This is a genomic window from Vibrio sp. SCSIO 43133, from assembly GCF_023716845.1.
In the GTDB taxonomy this organism is placed as follows: domain Bacteria; phylum Pseudomonadota; class Gammaproteobacteria; order Enterobacterales; family Vibrionaceae; genus Vibrio; species Vibrio mediterranei.
Genome location: NZ_CP068024.1, coordinates 1,960,651 through 1,977,485 on the forward strand (window position 1 = coordinate 1,960,651; position 16,835 = coordinate 1,977,485).

Genomic DNA, 16,835 nt, shown 5'->3' on the forward strand with positions numbered 1-16,835 from the left:
GCCTTAGAGTCACGGCAAAGATAAAGCTTTAGGCATAAAAAAGCCGTCACCTAGCGATGACGGCAATATCTAGCAGTGGATGTCGGATTTACACAACAGCTGGGTAGGTTTTGTATTTCACGCCCATCATCTGTTCCATGCAATGTACAACTTGGCAACTGTAGCCAAATTCATTGTCGTACCAGATGTACAATACGCAGCGATTATCTTGTGCGATTGTCGCTTGGCCGTCTACGATACCTGGATGACGAGCACCAACTAAATCGGTCGAAACAATCTCTGTTGAATCGGTATAGTCTATTTGTGCCGATAGAGATGAGGTAAGAGAGATTTCACGCAAGTACGCATTAAGCTCATCTTTTGAGGTTTCTTTTTCAAGATTTAAGTTAGCCACCGCCATCGAGACATTAGGTGTTGGGACACGAATAGCGTTACCACTTAGTTTGCCTGCCAGCTCCGGAAGCGCTTTAGCAACGGCTTTTGCTGCACCCGTTGATGTTAAAACCATATTCAAAGAAGCAGAACGTCCGCGACGGTCACCTTTATGATAGTTATCAATAAGGTTTTGATCATTCGTGTATGAGTGAACCGTCTCAATGTGGCCTGAAATAATGCCATACTTATCATTGACCGCTTTTAAAGTCGGAGTAATCGCGTTGGTCGTACAGCTCGCTGCCGATACAATAATATCGTCCTCCAAAATCGACTCATGGTTCACACCAAATACGATATTTTTAATGTCACCCTTACCCGGAGCAGTCAGTAACACTTTATTTGCGCCATTGCACGCTACGTGCTGACCTAAACCTTCAGCATCACGCCAAACGCCAGTATTATCAACAACCAGTGCATTGTTGATTCCGTATTCGGTATAGTCCACGTCAGCAGGGCTGTTGGCATAGATAATTTGAATATAATTACCGTTAACAATCAGCGCTTTATTCTCTTCATCAACTACTATGCTGCCATTGAACTGGCCATGCACGGAGTCACGACGCAAAAGGCTAGCACGTTTTTGTAAGTCACCTTCACGACCTCCACGAACTACAATCGCTCTAAGAGTCAGTGGGTAACCTGGGCCACTTTTCTCGACCAAGATACGAGTTAGTAGACGACCAATACGACCAAAGCCATATAAGACAACATCACGAGACTCAAGTGCCCCATTGCTTTCTATACTCTCAACTAGCGCTGTCATTAAGAAATCATCGATGTTTTGTTCATTATCGTTATTCGCCCAATACTGTTGAGCTAGTTGGCCGATATCGATGCAGCATGGAGACAGGTTTAATTGAGACAGTTTTTCGATGAGAGGAGCAGTTTGAACAATGTTGATGGCTTGAGGAGAATAGTGTCGTGATACGCGATGAGTTTTAATAATGTCGATGGTCGTTGCATTGACGAGAGTTTTGCCGAACAACAGTATTTCAACGCCCTTCTCTCTGTACAGTCGACCTAAGATAGGTAGCATGGACTCAGCGAGTGTTTGGTTTAGTTGCCACTGATTCTGGTGAATTTCAGTTTGCGAGATGTTGCTATTACTCATAGTAACTGGGGGACCTCTATAAGTTAAAGGCTCGTTACTCTTGAATGTAGGGTACAAGAAATAAGGAGCTGTTTGGGGGATGTAATTGTGTTGTTATTTTTTATGCGCGGAAGTGTAACAAACAGAGACTTAATCTGCTAGGAAAAATAATTGACAGAATATATAAGGAAAAGTGTGACTTAAGTAGAATTAATGCAGGATATGATACCAACCTTAGTCGTAAAAGAACCTGACTTAGGTCGAGCTTATTTTTCGCATTCAATCAAGAAAAGGAATGGCTAACTCAACACCATTCCTATCATTAACACGTCACTAGGGAATATGGTGGCTAGTTGGACTCAAACTCTTCGTGATCTTGCTTTTTAATCACTTTGTGACCATCTTCTGCCACCCCTCGCTTCCAATAGCTACTGATATAGATGTCTTGTCTTGGAATTTCTTTTTCGTTGCGGAAATAACGGCGAAGTGCTCTCATTTCATCAAACTCACAAGCACACCAAACGAAAGGTGAACCTGTTAACCAATCTAAGTCCTCTGATGTTTTAGACAGAGAGTCAGTGGTCCAAATCAGTCTGATGCCCTCTGGGACCTCCAATATTTGTTCATCCGCACTGTCTTCTATTTGAATCACAGCATATCCTTTTGCATCGCTTGGGAGCATTTTTAGCTTAACCGCCAACGCTGGTAAAGAAGTCATGTCAGCATTGAAGAAAAACCAGTCTTTACTAGTATCAACATCTTGAAGAGTCCCTGGCCCCATGATGGATATCATATCGCCCTCTTTCGCAGAACTTGCCCAGCGTGCACCAAATCCACACAACTTGTCTTCAGTAATATGAGTGACGAAATCGACATCCATTTCACCTGACTCGACATTAAGGCTTCTTATGGTATAGGTACGTAACTTGGGGCGATTATCTTCCGAAAGCCCGGTGATATCTGTACCACCATATTCATTAAACAAGAACTTAATATAGCCACCGACACTATCCGATGGAAAGGCCTTCAGTTCTTCTGAATAAAAAGAAATACGTAGCATGTTAGGAGAAAGTGGATGCACTTTAGTGACTTTGAGAGTCTTAGGACGTGGCTTTTTCATGATTTTCTCTTAATGATTATTGTTTTCATTTAAGTCTATCATAACAATTCCAATTGTTACGCTCTATTTTCGTTGCTTTACACTTTACGATCTTTAACTAATAAGTTTCATAAGCTCGAACACCTCCCAAATTTCGCAGATAACATCATTTCATATGGAATGCCATAAAACACTGCTCATTATTTGACCAGCTTCAAATTTACTCCTATGTTTGATAAACCGCTCACGGCAAAGGAGGTAAAACATGAAGAAAATGAGCAAGGCATATCGCATGCAAATCATCAAGGAAGTAGCTGAGAAAAAACGCCGCGACCAGTTCGATGATCCTATGGCGGTCTACATCAACCATCTATTAGATGAAAGGCCACAAGCGGATAATGTCGTTGAATATAAACAAGAATTCAGTGGAAATTACTTTGATGAGAGCATAGGGGGATGGATCAGTAAAACTTGGCAGAGCAAATAACATATTCGCTTCACTCAACCACATGATTAATCTAATCTGAAAATTTGGGACTGAGCAGAAAAGCTCACTATGAGGCGCCATGATCTAGCGGCGCCCCCAGAGCTTATTTCTTACATCACTAGCCTTTTCTAACCGCTATTACCTCGATCTCTACTTTTGCATCCATAGGAAGACGCGCGACTTCTACACAAGACCTTGCGGGGAAAGGAGCATTGTGAGCGTTAAAGAACGCTTCATAAGCTGCATTGACTAAAGCAAAATCGTTGAGGTCTTTGACAAACACTGTCGTTTTTACAATATTACTTGCTTCCAAGCCAGCTTTCTTGACGATCGCTAATGCATTGGTTAATGACTGAGTTGCCTGCTCTGCCACATCTTCAACCATTGCCTTAGTTTCGGGGTCAATTGGCAACTGCCCTGAAGTAATAACCATATCACCAAATGTAACGCCTTGAACATAAGGGCCAATAGCAGCTGGTGCGTTATTTGTAGCTATTGCAGTCATAGTTGTCTCCTCTTGTTTTTATCTGGTTAAGCTAGCTCGTCTTTTGCAAGCACAAGCTAGCTGCGAATAGTTGTTTAAGGTTTAGCCAACAAATGTCGGCAACAGACCCATCATAGAAAGGATGTGGAACACCGCAGTCAGGACACCAAAAGTAATCACTAGAGTAATCATCACCTGACCACCAGGTGCTTTAAATCCATCAGCGCCTGCATGCACTTCGCGTGTTTTCTTCGCCAATAATGCCGGGATGATACATGCCCATACCGTTGCCGCAGCACCCGCGTAGCCAATAGCGATCACGAAACCAAATGGGAATAGTAGAGACATAACAAGTGGCGGTAGGAAGGTAACGAGCCACGTTTTGGTGCGACCTTGTTTTGTATCTTCGAACTTAAAGAAGTCTGCAAGGAAATCAAAAACACCCAGACCAACACCAATAAATGAAGACAAAATTGCTGCCATTGAGAAAGTATTGATTGCGTTCGCGACTTTATCTGACTCAATTACTGAGCCAAGAGCTTTTAGCAATGCATCTACATTACCACCCTGCTCGATAACTGGGCCGAAGTTTGCTCTAGGAAGATTGCCGAAAATACTAAATAGCCATAGGAAATAAAGACTAAGTGCGATAACAGTACCGCCTAGAATGGCGTATTTGGCTTTTGTCTCTTCACCGTAATAAGCGCGCATTGAAGACACTGAGTGATGGTATCCAAATGAGGTCAGTGCTACAGGCAACATTGCCATGGCGTATGGCGCATAAGCATTCTCTTCACTAATGGTATCGAAAAGTACCGCCATATTTACTTTCACAGCCAAGCCTGATACACCAAACACAAAGCTTAGAATCATGAAAGCAATTAGCACAACCGAAATTCGGTCTACCGCACGGGTTGAATGCCAAACAAACGCAGAAAAAATCAAGACAAAAAGAACGGATGCGATTTTAGCATTAAGACCGAGTACATCCTGTAATATAAGTCCTGAAGAAGTGATGTATGCGTAGAGTAAAATACCACCCACGAAATACACTGTAATGTTGTTAATAAGATTAATCTTATCGCCTAATAAGTCCTTTGTAACTGTGTCAAAAGACACTTTTAATTCGTAGTGTTTGAATGCTTCTAATAGCATCCAACCAGAAATTGTCATGACCACCATAGTTATTGCGATGGCCAACATCGACCAAATAGTCCAGGCGCCAGCACCTGCACTTGGTAGTCCCAACATACCAGCGCCTACACAGACACTCGCTATAATACAGGCACCACCTATCAGAGACGGATTCTTTTTCATCATTCTGTTCTCATCAAATTCACGTTATTAGATTAGGGAGATTCCCCCTACTTCTCTGCTTTTATTTTTTGTATTGCTAGAGAAAAAGAGCGCAGCCAAATGACTGCGCTCTGAAGTGGTTATGCTTCTTCGAGCACTTTCGCTTCTGCTGGATTAACTACGGGTTCAACTTCTTTTAATCGAGCAGTAAAGTGACGTAAAACTTCAGGCTCATAAGTGAAATCCAATCCTTTCACTTTATGCGCGTTCTCTTTCACTTTCTCAAATGCTTCAATAACGTAATCCATATGCGTTTGAGTATAAGTAGCACGTGGAATTGTTAAGCGAAGCAATTCAGCTGGACATGGATGCTGTTTGCCAGTTGCAGGATCACGACCTAGAAGTAGTGAACCGATTTCCACTGCACGAATGCCAGCTACTTTATAAAGCTCACAAGCAAGAGCGTGTGCAGGGAATTGGTCTGCTGGAATATGAGGTAGCAATTTACCTGCATCAACGAACGCAGCGTGACCACCCGCTTGCTGACAGACGACGCCTATAGCTTCTAGGCCATCGACTAGGTATTGGATTTGGTTAATGCGGTACTCTAACCAGTCTTGACGCATACCGTCGTAAAGACCTACTGCTAGACGCTCCATTGCGCCACCTTCTAGGCCACCGTATGTAGGGAAACCTTCTTGAACCACACATAGAGTACGACAGTCAGTATATACATCCATGAAAGATTCATCTTTGAAGCACAATAAGCCGCCCATTTGAACCATTGCGTCTTTCTTCGCAGACATTGCTAGGCCATCAGCATACTTGTATGACTCACGAGTGATCTCTTCGATAGTCCAATCTTTATATCCAGGTTCACGTTGCTGGACAAAGTATGCGTTTTCAGCATAGCGAGCAGAGTCCATAATGACCGGAATATCGTATTTTTGTGCGATTTCATATACCGCTTTTAAGTTCGCGATAGAGACTGGCTGACCACCCGCAGAGTTACACGTGATAGTACTTACGATGTAAGGCACGTTAGCTGGGCCAGCTTCAATGATAGCTTCTTCTAGCTTCTCTAAGTCAAAGTTACCTTTAAAGTCTGCATTTACTGCTGTATCAAACGCGTCTTTTGTATAAACGTTCTTAGCTACGCAGCAGTTCACTTGAGTGTGACCTTGTGTAGTATCAAAGAAGTAGTTAGACAGTGCTACCATCTTTGAACGGTCCAAACCTTTCTCTTTTTCACGCTTTTTAATTAGTACTGGGATGTAGATCTGTTCAGCACCACGACCTTGGTGAGTCGGAATGGTCAGTTCATAACCAAAGATGTCTTTTACTGCGTTAGCTAAAGCGTAATAGCTGCGGCTACCACTGTATGCTTCATCACCGCGTAGCATTGCTGCTTGCATATCTTGAGTAATTGAACCTGTACCACTGTCTGTTAGTAGATCAATAAATACATCTTCACTATCTAGTAGGAATGGGTTCATACCCGCTTTAATAATTGCTTCTTCACGGTACTCACGCGTAGTACGTTTTACTGGCTCAACAACGCGAATACGGAACGGTTCTGGTAGATGTTTGAAGTTTTCCATTTTAATTTACCTAATATATTTATTTCTTATCTAATATTTAATTAACCAACAGCAAGACAAGAAATATAATTAAAGAGAACCCTATCCAGAATATATATCCAGATACGATTTAATTTGTTTCTATATTTAATCTATGAACATATTTAAACCATCACAAAAATGCACTCTATTGCATATCAATTCGTTAGGTATAGCTGCACATAGGCTATGCGCACTGGACAGTGCGAGAGACAGGGTTATCTCGAAGGGAAGAAGAAAGCGATTTTGTAATCTAGAGTAATCCAGATACTTGTGATGTTGAACTTTTCCATTTGTTTACCTACTTGAGATGTTCAATACCTTGCTGAGTGAGGTATATTCCAAAGTAACTAAGTTAATTATCTATAATTAACCGTATATGTCATTACTATAGAATATAATTTGAGAAGTCGCTAACAAAAAAGTTGATTATGCAGGATATACGGCTGTTTAATAAAGTTTATTTTTGACGACGATCAACACAGCGTACTAGTTAATAAAAACACTTCGAGCCATTAATAAAAATAAATCTATAAATATCACTATTCTTGAGTCATAAATTCGATAACTCGTACCATCATAGGTTCAAAGTAAGGATTCCAACTCAATCTCGCGCTGATGGTATCTTCATTAAACAATCCCCAAGCTGAGTAAGACAAAGTTGGCATCTTAGCGCAGTCGACCATATAGACCTCTCCTTCTTGAGAGCCACCGCATTGTCTCATCCACCCTCTACGTCCATACAAGATATTATCGTCGCGATACAAGACAGAAATGTGTGAACCACTCTGTATGTTAGAATCTGGCAGTTTCATACTAAATTGCACGAAGCGCGGATCTGAGTAGTTCTGTTCACCAAACCAAATAAGTGAACTATTCTCGTTACTAAAACGGGTTTTAAAGAGATCGTATATAACTTTGGAGTTTATTAACTCATCTGTTTCCGTCACTAACAGTAGTGCAGGCAATTCAAAAGGTTTCTCTTTTAGCGCGTCTTGAACATCAACCGCAGTTTGGTAGTACAGCGCCGCCCCATTCATTGCCAGTGAATCATAGCGAGTAAAGTTCTGCTCCTTCTCGACACTTACCCAATCGACAAAATGACGCGCAAAACTCGCCATTGAAACTAGTGGGTCTTTCGGCGCAAACGCTGGCGAAAATAGCACAAGCCCCTGAATTGCTTTCGGATGAGCTAAAGCGTATTCAGTCACCAAATTGGTGCCTGTTGAAAAACCGCCTAACCATATTTTGTCGACATCATCACGCAGCAGGTTTACTTGATGTTCCACCGCCAAACGCCAGTCTTCATTGGTTGGGTTCATTAGATCAGCTGGTCGAGAACCGTGACCCGGTAACAGCATGACATGAACTAAATAGCCATGCTCTGCTAAGTAAGGCGCAATATCGACAAAGGAGTAAGGCGAGTCCCCCAGTCCATGGACCAGTAATATACCTTCCCCATTCGGATTGTCAGGTAGCAGTCTGTAAGGGCTTACAACATCCATTTCGACTTGGTAACCGGCTCCGTGAAATACTCGAGTTTCATCAAGCCAAGTTCTAGTCTCATCGACATATTGTTCAAAACTGGATTGTGTATAAGGAGCGATAGAGCCCGAACTGGTATACATTTCGGGCTCTTGTTGGATAATTTGATTACTACAACCAACAATGACGAGTGCAATGATGAAAACGAAAAAACCTGTTACTTTACTCTTTTGCACTATACCGTCCTTGTTGTTAGCAGCAATACGAACTTAGCTGCTGGTAGATTGATGATCTCTGAAGTAGCTTTCGGCATCCATAACTTTACCGTCTGGGAGCGCACATTTGCTCGAATCTTGCATATAGACGCCACCTGTAGATTCACAATATCTCGCCGCCTCGTTTGGCATTTCCTTGTGGTTTTCTCGGTAATAATCCCAGGCGTCCACCATCTCACCCGACTTTAACGTACATTGACCACTTTGAAGATCATAAGAACCATGCTCTTCACAATATACTGCGGCAGGATTAGCCATCCCGATAGGTTGCTCTTTGTTAGCCTGGTCGCTGTTTGAGCATCCAGCTAATGCCAGCGTAGATACCGCAATAAGACCAGCAAGGTATTTTAAGCTATTCTTTTTCATATTATTTCCTCTTACTTACCTTAGATAAAGTTAGATGAATCTAATCAAACTTCAACCTTTTCCGCATATTGTGTAGGTAATCTAAGTTCTAGTATCTTCAAAGAATATTTGAAACTGCATCAAATTCCACAGTGTTTTTACTTGCGGCTGGTTTCGCTATCCTCGGGCTAACTCCCGTTAAGTAGAGACACGTTTATGAACATTGCTGACAACGCTAAAAACCGCTATTCAACCAAAGTATTCGACCCATCTTTTAAGCTATCTTCCCAGCAGGTAGATGCGATTAAAACACTCCTCCGATTTAGTCCATCCAGTGTGAACTCTCAACCATGGCACTTTATCATTGCCAGTACTGACGAGGCCAAACAGCGTGTTGCGACTGCCACACAAGACCGCTACAGTTTCAATGCTCCCAAAGTGCTTAACGCTTCTCATGTCATCGTATTCTGTACAAGAACAGAAATTGATGACAACTACTTACAGTTGTTGCTAGAAAATGAAGAGAAGGACGGCCGCTTTGCTACTCCAGATGCAAAACTAGGACAACAGAATGGCCGACACTACTTCGTTGATATGCATCGCTCCGATTTGAAAGATGCTCAGCATTGGATGGAGAAGCAAGTGTACCTTAATGTAGGTACGCTCCTACTTGGCGCTTCGACTCTGGGTATTGATGCCGTACCTATCGAAGGGTTTGACAGCACTGTTCTTGATAAAGAATTCAACTTGGCAGCGCAAGGATACCGTAGTTCGGTTATCGTACCGCTCGGAAAACATAGTGAGCAGGACTTCAATGCAAAACTGCCTAAGTCGAGACACAGCTCAGACTACCTATTCAGTGAATGTTAACTATTTAAACGAGGTAAACAAAAACTAGCCTTATATGATTAGGGCTAGTTATTTAAAATATCACTAACCTTGTCAAACTGACTTTGACACTTCTCTTTCAAGAACTTTTGGAATTCTCGAATAATTGGTCTTAACTGCCTCTTATCAGCACATACCATATAAAGCGGCACTGACTCACCTTGCCAGTCAGGCAGAACTTTTCTCAGCTTCCCCTCAATAATGTCCTGACTAGCGTCGATTAACGACTTATTGACGATTCCTCTGCCTTTTAACCCTAAACGCCTCACGACATCACCATCATTAGCTGATATCGCTCCTTTGGTCTCTATAACAACTTGTTGAGAATCGTAGGATAATGGCCAGTGGTTATGTACTGAGCCCGCCACCATAAAGCTGATGCAGTTATGTTGATTCAAATCGTTTGGGTGTAGCACTGGAGAGTGATGACGAATGTAGTCTGGGCTAGCACAAAGCACTCGAACATTCTGCGGACATAACGGTATTGCCACCATATTGGAATCTGGAAGTTCCCCATATCGAATAGCAACATCAATTGGTTTGCTATACATATCCACCAACTGATCAGATAACTCAAGACGAACCGTAACGTTTTCATGTAAGTCAGTGAACTCATTAATCCAATCAAGCAGTAAGTTTCGCCCAAAGTCAGACGGTGCAGACACATAAATGTTACCTGTTAGCGCGCCACGAGCATTTGCGATCTCCTCGACACCTTCATTCAAAGTTGCAAGAGCACAATTAACTTTGGCTAGGAATAGTTCTCCCTCTCCAGTTAAGCTCAATCTTCGTGTTGTTCGAACAAACAGCGGGAAGCCAACTTGCTCTTCTAAACGCTTTATTGATGCACTAACGGCTGCAGGCGTCATATCCATTTGATTCGCTACTTTAGAAAAACTACCTTGTTTGGCCGTTTCGGCAAACAAAGTCAGTTCGTTCAGTGCTTTCATGTTACTTTCACCATATTCACTACAATCTTTTCCATCATATACAAAAAATACCTCGACTCATAAAAGAAGAGGTATTTTTAACTAACATGCTGATTGTTTAATCAAAATTGATGGCAAGCTTACCGATCATAGCGCCACTTTCCATCAATCGGTGCCCTTGCTTTAATGACTCTGCATTGAAACCATTGATCTCTTTGGTCAAGGTTGATTGAATTCGTCCAGAGTCAATAAGATTAGCGACTTGTTTTAAGATATCACCTTGTTTGTACATATCCTGTGTTTTGTATATTGAGCGTGTGAACATAAGCTCCCAAACAAAACCGACTGACTTACCTTGAAGCTTACTAAGATCAATACCGCTATCAAACTCAACGATTGAACCGATCATACCTTGAGGTGCAATAAGTTCTGCCATCGCATCCCAATGACCAACCGTGTCAGCGACATTGAAAATATAATCTACCGTCTCAAACCCTAAGTCATGAACAGATTCGACCAAGTTTCTATGATTGGCCACATAGTCTGCACCCATCTCTTTTACCCAAGCTTCGGTCTCTGGGCGTGATGCTGTCGCTATAACCGTTAGGTTAGTGAGCTGTTTTGCAATTTGAGTAGTAATAGAGCCGACACCACCAGCACCACCGATAATTAATAGCGTTTTACGCTCTGACGGGTCTACACGAAGACGATCAAACAGAGCCTCCCATCCCGTTAATGCAGTCAACGGGACTACAGCCGCTTCTGCGTCAGTGAGTCCTTTTGGAGCTCTCGCGACAATTCTTGAATCAACAGCATGATATTGTGCATTGGTGCCTGGGCGAGTGACATCACCAGCATAGTATACTCGATCGCCCTCAGTGAAGTTGGTGACCTTACTGCCCACTGATACCACTTCTCCCACGGCATCAAAACCCAGAACACGTGGACTTTCTAATGTTTTATTCACTGCTGAACGAACACGTATTTTTGCATCTGCAGGGTTAACGGAAATGGCCGCAACTTTTACAAGTAGGTCAAATTCGCCGATTTCAGGCATAGCCATTTCAAACTCATACAAGCTGTTTTCTTCATCGATAGTTTTTGATTCACTAAAACCGATTGCTTTCATCATTGTTGTCATAACGTGTTCCTCTATAGTGTCTAGCTGCAAGTGTTCTTGCTCAATGACTTAACTATAGGTTGAGAGAAGGAAGCTAAAAACCACCAAAGACTTGAAACACTTTCAAATAAAAACCGATGTATCTAACAAGCTCAAAACTCCAGATGATAAATATTCTTATCTTTACTTAACTTTACACATATGCGTCTAGAACAAAAAAAGAGCATAAGGAATAATTATCGCCATAATCCCACAACAAAAATATGGACTAATATGCTCAACAACAAACTTAGTAAACCTACCATGGTGTTTCATTGGCTAACTGCTGTTTTCTTTATAGCGACGCTTGCCATAGGACTTTATCTCGGCGATATGGCCAATGGCCCAGACAAAAATGAGCTAAGGAATCTTCATAAATCACTCGGAGTACTTGTGATGTTTGCAGCTTCAATCAGGCTAGTTTGGCGCCTGAAAGAAGGCATGATCGGTTCCATCAAACAGCTACCTGAGTGGCAAGAGAAATCTGCCCACTTTGTTCACTGGTTTTTGCTTTTAGCTACAATAATGATGCCGCTATCTGGAATCACTATGAGTATCGGAGGAGGACGTTCGGTCGAGTTTTTTGGCATAAGTCTTATCTCAGCAGGAGAGAAAATCGAATGGCTACAACAAATTAGCTCTACCATTCACTTCTCATCGGTGAACATTGTAATCGCTATACTTGTATTGCACGTTCTGGCAGCCCTAAAACACCAACTCGTTGATAAAGATGGCACACTCTCACGTATGTTAGGCAGAAGCTAAAAACATAATTTCAAATGATGAAAGCACCACGTTTTGGTCTTTCATCATTTGATGTCATTAGAAGACGGGGCGTAATTATTCGATTGTGAGAAGGTAACGGGGAGTATGTTACTTGTTTCTCTTTCCAATTCCTTGAAAATTCATGAGTAAATTATTAATAGAGGTTCTCACTCATGAATGGCATTCGACTGTGGCATTTCGCACAAGCTTCTCTTGGTATTGTCCAATGGGTTGGTATTGCGATTCTTCTCAACCCAATCATCATTGAAAGAACATCTAGTGGCGCACTACTAGGCCAAGTCATGGCACTCATTGGAGGTGCCGGTTTATTAGCACCGTTGATTGGTGGGATGGCCGATCGTTATTGTTGTCATCGTCTACTACAACGAATGGCCTTGTTTATTCATTTTATTGCTCTGTTAATTCTTTACTTCGCTGAGACAACCGCAGCGATCTACTGGACAGTAGGTATTCTGATAGGCATTGGTAGTGTCGCATTGTTAGTACTGAATCCGACCTTTGTAATCGCGTCTAGCAAAAACCAAAATGATGAAGGCCGGGGTCTAGCCAGCTTATATCAATGTCAGTTCTTTGGTGTTGTTGTGACTGGTTTACTTATTTCTATTGCTGACTTCTACAATGTGCCAAGTGACGATCAGCTGCTTATACTTATGTCTTTGGTCATCATCGTGCTTTGTTTGGTTTCTGTTTGCCCTCCTCCATCCATTGAAACGGATAAATCCTACTTTGAGGGTGCTGAGAAGAAATTAGGTAATGAAACCACTTCACAACAAGGTGCAGCACCTTGGTTTCTCTTTTTGTTGGCAGTCTTCTTCTCAATGTTTCTCTCTTCTAACCTGATGGAACTTGGTCCTTTGCTAATCAAAGAAGTTTATCAAGTCAATATCGGCAACTCCGCACTTGGTATGGCTATCTCTGCCATTATCAGCATTTTTATGCTCGAATCGGCCGGAAGATGGATGCAAAGAAGCGGGCCATTTAAAGTTTGGTATGCCGCTCAAGTGATTTATTTAATAGTCGGCACTCTATTTTGGTTAACCGCTGGAAATGATGTTCAGGCTTTCGTGCCTATCGCACTGTTAGTGTTACTCATGCAAGCAATGTCTTGGAATGACATGATCATTCCATCCATCGCAGGTCGTTTGAGTCCTAATTCTCCAGCGTTAACTCAGGGTCTTTTGATGTTATGTATGGCAGGCGGTTTTGGTGTCGGCGCAATGCTTGCTGGCTTATCCATTGATAAATTCGGCTACGCATCAGTATTCACCTTGTCATTAATCGGGATTATCATTGCGCTCTTGTGTATAGGATTACTCACCCTGTCTACCCAGAAAAACCGACGTACCATTTCTGCCTCTTAAAGCCCCTTTCCGCTACACTCCCAAAGCACAGTAGCTCGATACTGTGCTTTGATATTGCTCACATTCTTCCTTAACTACCTATACTGTTTAGTATCTAGTGCTAATCTTAGAATATTATCAAAGGCTTAGTTCAAGGAAGACAGAATGGCCGATCTATACTTGGCATCGACCAGTGAGTTCACTGCCAAAGATTATAAGAACAATGAGTACCTAGTAACTCATGCGACAATTCAAGAGCGGTTCTTTGAACCTTTTGAGATCAATCTACAACTGGTCGCAAAAGGGCTCTCTGCCTCTGATCAACTCGGTCAGACAATGACGCTTAATCGCTATACTTTTGAGTCAGGCTCACAAAGCCTAGTGCGTAGCTTTCATGGCTACATCGCAAAGATCGTTTGCACGGGTTTCGATGAAACTCAGCAATATGCGTTTTACAACATCACTTTACGGCCTTGGCTATGGTTACTTAACTTTTCTAAGAAAAGCCGTGTTTTCCAAAACCAATCAACCAAAGATATCATTTCTTCTGTGTTTAGTGATGCCGGTTTCTCAAGCCTATTTACAGCCAAATCTCTACCAAGTACCAAACGTGAGTACTGCATACAGTTCAATGAAACGGATTATGACTTTGTCTGTCGGTTGCTTGCTCAAGAAGGAATTCAATTTCACTTTGAACACACATCAAGCAGCCATAAACTGATCTTACAAGACGCGGAGAAACCATACAGCAAAGCGGATATCAATAAGTTCGATATGGCTAACCTACCCTCTGGTAGCAACCCACTCATTCAATCTTGGCATTCTGACCTTCAGTTTCACGGAACGAGTTTGGAGCTCACTGATTACGACTACAGTCAATCTAAGTTGCTCTCCAGTAAAGCAAGTAAATCGAGCAATAAAATCGCCAATAACACTAAACTAGCCGCAACACATTTTTCTAACGATAGCGTTTCTGGAGACATGACCGATCTGTCCACTCTGGTCAAACGTCGTGTGGAAGCGATAGAAAGCCAGTACAGTACAATACAGGCATCCAGTGATGTAGACGCATTTTATGTGGGGCAATACTTTTCACTAGCCAGTCACACAGACAATACACAGTTGGGTGAATACTTAGTAGTCTCGCAAACCGTTCAATATGATGGCCAGTCAAGCGGTCAATCGAACTGCCAAACTCAAATCACTGTAGTGCCCAATTCCACTCCCTATTTGCCAACCGTCATTGACAAACCTTCAATTCAAGGCGTTCACAACGCCGTAGTTGCAGGAAAAACAAGTGGTGATATTAGTCAGGATGACCAGGGGAGAGTAAAAATCCAATTTTTGTGGGACAACGAAACGAGCGGCGATGATACCAGTTGCTATGTTCGCGTTGCTCAACTAATGGCGGGGAAAGGTTACGGGACACAGTTTATCCCACGAGTTGGCCAAGAAGTGCTTGTCACTTTCATTAATGGCGACGCGGATAAGCCAATTATTACTGGCTCGGTATACAATAGTCAGAATGCTCCTCCATATAAGACAGCAAACTCTACTCAAACTGGTATTAAAACCATGCTTAAAGGTCAGAGTAATGAGTGGTACTTCGATGATAAAAAAGATAACGAACTGTTTTATCAACATGCCGCTAAGGACTTTACCTTAGAAGTAGAAAACAACGTCACCACGACCATCAAAGGTGAAGTCGCCTATAAAGCGACCAAAGCTATTACCTATACCGCTGAGGACGCGATGACGATGAGCGTTGCTAAAGCGTTTAGCGGCAAAGCCAAGACCGTCAGCATTGAGGGCGAAGACTCTCTAGAGCTAAAAGTAGGCTCAAGCAAAATCACCATCAGCTCTTCCTCTATCAAGATTGAATCTAGTGCAATCGAAATTAAAGCCTCTAACGCACTAAAACTTCAGGGCATGACGTTGGATGCCAAAGGCTCAACGTCTGCCAAATTATCCGCTGCGTCTGTAACTGTAGACGCCTCAGGAAGTGGAACTATAAAAGGGGCGAGCTTGACATTAGACGCCCAGACGACTTTAACCGCTCAAGGAAAGCTCTCAGCCGATCTCAAGTCAAACCTGAAGGCATCCATTAACGGTGCTGTCATGTCTGAAGTCAAAGGCGCTATAGTGAAGGTAAATTAATGATGACTCAACAACTTCAGTATCGAAAGATACCCTACGTAAACCCTGAGCAAATCACGCCATTGTTTAGTGCTTCAGAGGATCTCACTGAGATACTAGCTCAGTCACAGAGCATTGAAGATTTTATAGCGGCATTGCAAGAGAAAGAGCTCTATTTCGATCTGGTTCAATTTCTTGCACACGCTTTACCGGTAAGGGAAGCCATCCTTTGGGCTTACTTATGCCTTGAAATTCGGATGCCGGACTGGAACAAAACACAACAGACTTGCCTTGCAAACTGCAAACAATGGGTATTTGAACCAAGTGAAGAGGGAAGGCGGCGCTGCGAACTCTATGCAACTCGATTAGAGTTAAAGTGCGCACCATCATGGTTAGCACAAGCTGTATTTTGGAACGGTGCTGGTAGTATTGTGTCACCTGAACTCCCCAGTGTACTCCCCGACCCCAAGCTATACGCCAAAGCCTGCGCTGGGGCTATTAACACCGCCGCTGCGATACCTGAATGGGACAAGCATGCCGACTATTATCAACAATCCATCGCAGTCGCTCTCAATATAGCTCATGGAGGCTTAGGAAAGTTATGACTTTGCCAGCAGCTCGTTCAACAGACATGCATGTCTGCCCAATGCAAACACCTGCAGTGCCCCCTATTCCGCACGTAGGAGGGCCTATAATTGGGCCAGGAGTACCAACCGTTTTAATCGGGAACATGCCTGCGTCAGTCATGGGAGACATGTGCACATGCGTAGGGCCACCGGACAGCATAATTAAGGGCAGTGCGACAGTGCTTATTTGCAATCGGCCAGCAGCTAGATTAGGTGACACAACAGCACACGGAGGTACCATTGTTGCGGGAATGCCCACAGTCCTAATAGGGGGATAAGCCCCTAATTTTATTATAGTTAATTAGCGTTCGCGTGTGACGTCGTTCCAATATTCCTACCGAAAAGTAAAAAAATGA

Annotated in this window: 17 protein-coding genes; 7 read left to right on the plus strand and 10 right to left on the minus strand. The window is 42.6% G+C overall.

What is annotated here, in order from left to right; all coding sequences use genetic code 11:
- Window positions 1–88: 88 nt before the first annotated feature.
- Together JKJ11_RS09375 and JKJ11_RS09380 are read right to left on the minus strand one after the other, a co-directional pair.
- Window positions 89–1,546: a glyceraldehyde-3-phosphate dehydrogenase gene (locus JKJ11_RS09375; protein WP_252038048.1), complete on the minus strand. Its 1,458-nt coding sequence runs from the start codon at window positions 1,544–1,546 to the stop codon at window positions 89–91.
- A gap of 328 nt (window positions 1,547–1,874) precedes the next feature.
- Window positions 1,875–2,648: a siderophore-interacting protein gene (locus JKJ11_RS09380; protein ID WP_200874601.1), complete on the minus strand. Its 774-nt coding sequence runs from the start codon at window positions 2,646–2,648 to the stop codon at window positions 1,875–1,877.
- A gap of 241 nt (window positions 2,649–2,889) precedes the next feature.
- Between JKJ11_RS09380 and JKJ11_RS09385 the strand changes: the two genes are divergently transcribed.
- Entirely contained in the window at window positions 2,890–3,111 is a 222-nt protein-coding gene (locus JKJ11_RS09385) for a hypothetical protein (protein WP_006070741.1), read from the plus strand.
- Window positions 3,112–3,229: 118 nt separating this feature from the next.
- On the opposite strand, the gene JKJ11_RS09390 is transcribed toward JKJ11_RS09385, so the two are convergent.
- The 6 genes from JKJ11_RS09390 to JKJ11_RS09410 all read right to left on the minus strand — a co-directional run bounded on the left by JKJ11_RS09390 (window position 3,230) and on the right by JKJ11_RS09410 (window position 8,636).
- A complete protein-coding gene (locus JKJ11_RS09390; RefSeq protein WP_252038049.1) occupies window positions 3,230–3,616 on the minus strand; it encodes a Rid family detoxifying hydrolase in 387 nt (128 codons plus the stop codon).
- 81 nt (window positions 3,617–3,697) lie between these two features.
- Window positions 3,698–4,912 carry an aromatic amino acid transporter gene (locus JKJ11_RS09395; RefSeq protein WP_006070743.1) on the minus strand — a complete coding sequence of 405 codons (1,215 nt, stop codon included), beginning with the start codon at window positions 4,910–4,912 and terminating at the stop codon, window positions 3,698–3,700.
- A 119-nt stretch (window positions 4,913–5,031) separates the two neighbouring features.
- Window positions 5,032–6,492 carry a tryptophanase gene (tnaA, locus tag JKJ11_RS09400; protein ID WP_006070744.1) on the minus strand — a complete coding sequence of 487 codons (1,461 nt, stop codon included), beginning with the start codon at window positions 6,490–6,492 and terminating at the stop codon, window positions 5,032–5,034.
- A 236-nt stretch (window positions 6,493–6,728) separates the two neighbouring features.
- A complete protein-coding gene (tnaC, locus tag JKJ11_RS26070) occupies window positions 6,729–6,803 on the minus strand; it encodes a tryptophanase leader peptide (RefSeq protein ID WP_081411542.1) in 75 nt (24 codons plus the stop codon).
- A 249-nt stretch (window positions 6,804–7,052) separates the two neighbouring features.
- Window positions 7,053–8,231 (minus strand): alpha/beta fold hydrolase, encoded by a 1,179-nt coding sequence (locus tag JKJ11_RS09405; RefSeq protein ID WP_252038050.1) that lies wholly within the window; start codon window positions 8,229–8,231, stop codon window positions 7,053–7,055.
- 33 nt (window positions 8,232–8,264) lie between these two features.
- Window positions 8,265–8,636, minus strand: a complete 372-nt coding sequence (locus JKJ11_RS09410) for a DUF333 domain-containing protein (protein WP_006070746.1) — start codon at window positions 8,634–8,636, stop codon at window positions 8,265–8,267.
- Window positions 8,637–8,831: 195 nt separating this feature from the next.
- Here JKJ11_RS09410 and nfsB point away from each other — a divergent pair, with 195 nt between their 5' ends.
- The gene (gene nfsB, locus JKJ11_RS09415; protein ID WP_006070747.1) at window positions 8,832–9,485 is read left to right on the plus strand and encodes an oxygen-insensitive NAD(P)H nitroreductase; all 654 of its coding nucleotides are present in this window, start codon (window positions 8,832–8,834) and stop codon (window positions 9,483–9,485) included.
- A 44-nt stretch (window positions 9,486–9,529) separates the two neighbouring features.
- On the opposite strand, the gene JKJ11_RS09420 is transcribed toward nfsB, so the two are convergent.
- Window positions 9,530–10,453 carry a LysR family transcriptional regulator gene (locus JKJ11_RS09420; RefSeq protein ID WP_006070748.1) on the minus strand — a complete coding sequence of 308 codons (924 nt, stop codon included), beginning with the start codon at window positions 10,451–10,453 and terminating at the stop codon, window positions 9,530–9,532.
- A gap of 97 nt (window positions 10,454–10,550) precedes the next feature.
- Window positions 10,551–11,573, minus strand: a complete 1,023-nt coding sequence (locus tag JKJ11_RS09425) for a zinc-binding alcohol dehydrogenase family protein (protein WP_252038051.1) — start codon at window positions 11,571–11,573, stop codon at window positions 10,551–10,553.
- Window positions 11,574–11,825: 252 nt separating this feature from the next.
- Here JKJ11_RS09425 and JKJ11_RS09430 point away from each other — a divergent pair, with 252 nt between their 5' ends.
- The 5 genes from JKJ11_RS09430 to JKJ11_RS09450 all read left to right on the plus strand — a co-directional run bounded on the left by JKJ11_RS09430 (window position 11,826) and on the right by JKJ11_RS09450 (window position 16,757).
- Entirely contained in the window at window positions 11,826–12,356 is a 531-nt protein-coding gene (locus JKJ11_RS09430) for a cytochrome b (protein ID WP_252038052.1), read from the plus strand.
- 173 nt (window positions 12,357–12,529) lie between these two features.
- Window positions 12,530–13,738 (plus strand): MFS transporter, encoded by a 1,209-nt coding sequence (locus JKJ11_RS09435; protein WP_006070751.1) that lies wholly within the window; start codon window positions 12,530–12,532, stop codon window positions 13,736–13,738.
- Window positions 13,739–13,882: 144 nt separating this feature from the next.
- The gene (locus tag JKJ11_RS09440) at window positions 13,883–15,874 is read left to right on the plus strand and encodes a type VI secretion system Vgr family protein (protein ID WP_252038053.1); all 1,992 of its coding nucleotides are present in this window, start codon (window positions 13,883–13,885) and stop codon (window positions 15,872–15,874) included.
- Window positions 15,874–16,458, plus strand: coding sequence for a DUF6931 family protein (locus tag JKJ11_RS09445; RefSeq protein WP_252038054.1), 585 nt, complete (start codon window positions 15,874–15,876; stop codon window positions 16,456–16,458). The genes JKJ11_RS09440 and JKJ11_RS09445 overlap by 1 nt, the downstream gene beginning before the upstream one ends.
- The gene (locus JKJ11_RS09450; protein ID WP_038230304.1) at window positions 16,455–16,757 is read left to right on the plus strand and encodes a PAAR domain-containing protein; all 303 of its coding nucleotides are present in this window, start codon (window positions 16,455–16,457) and stop codon (window positions 16,755–16,757) included. The genes JKJ11_RS09445 and JKJ11_RS09450 overlap by 4 nt, the downstream gene beginning before the upstream one ends.
- Window positions 16,758–16,835 lie beyond the last annotated feature (78 nt).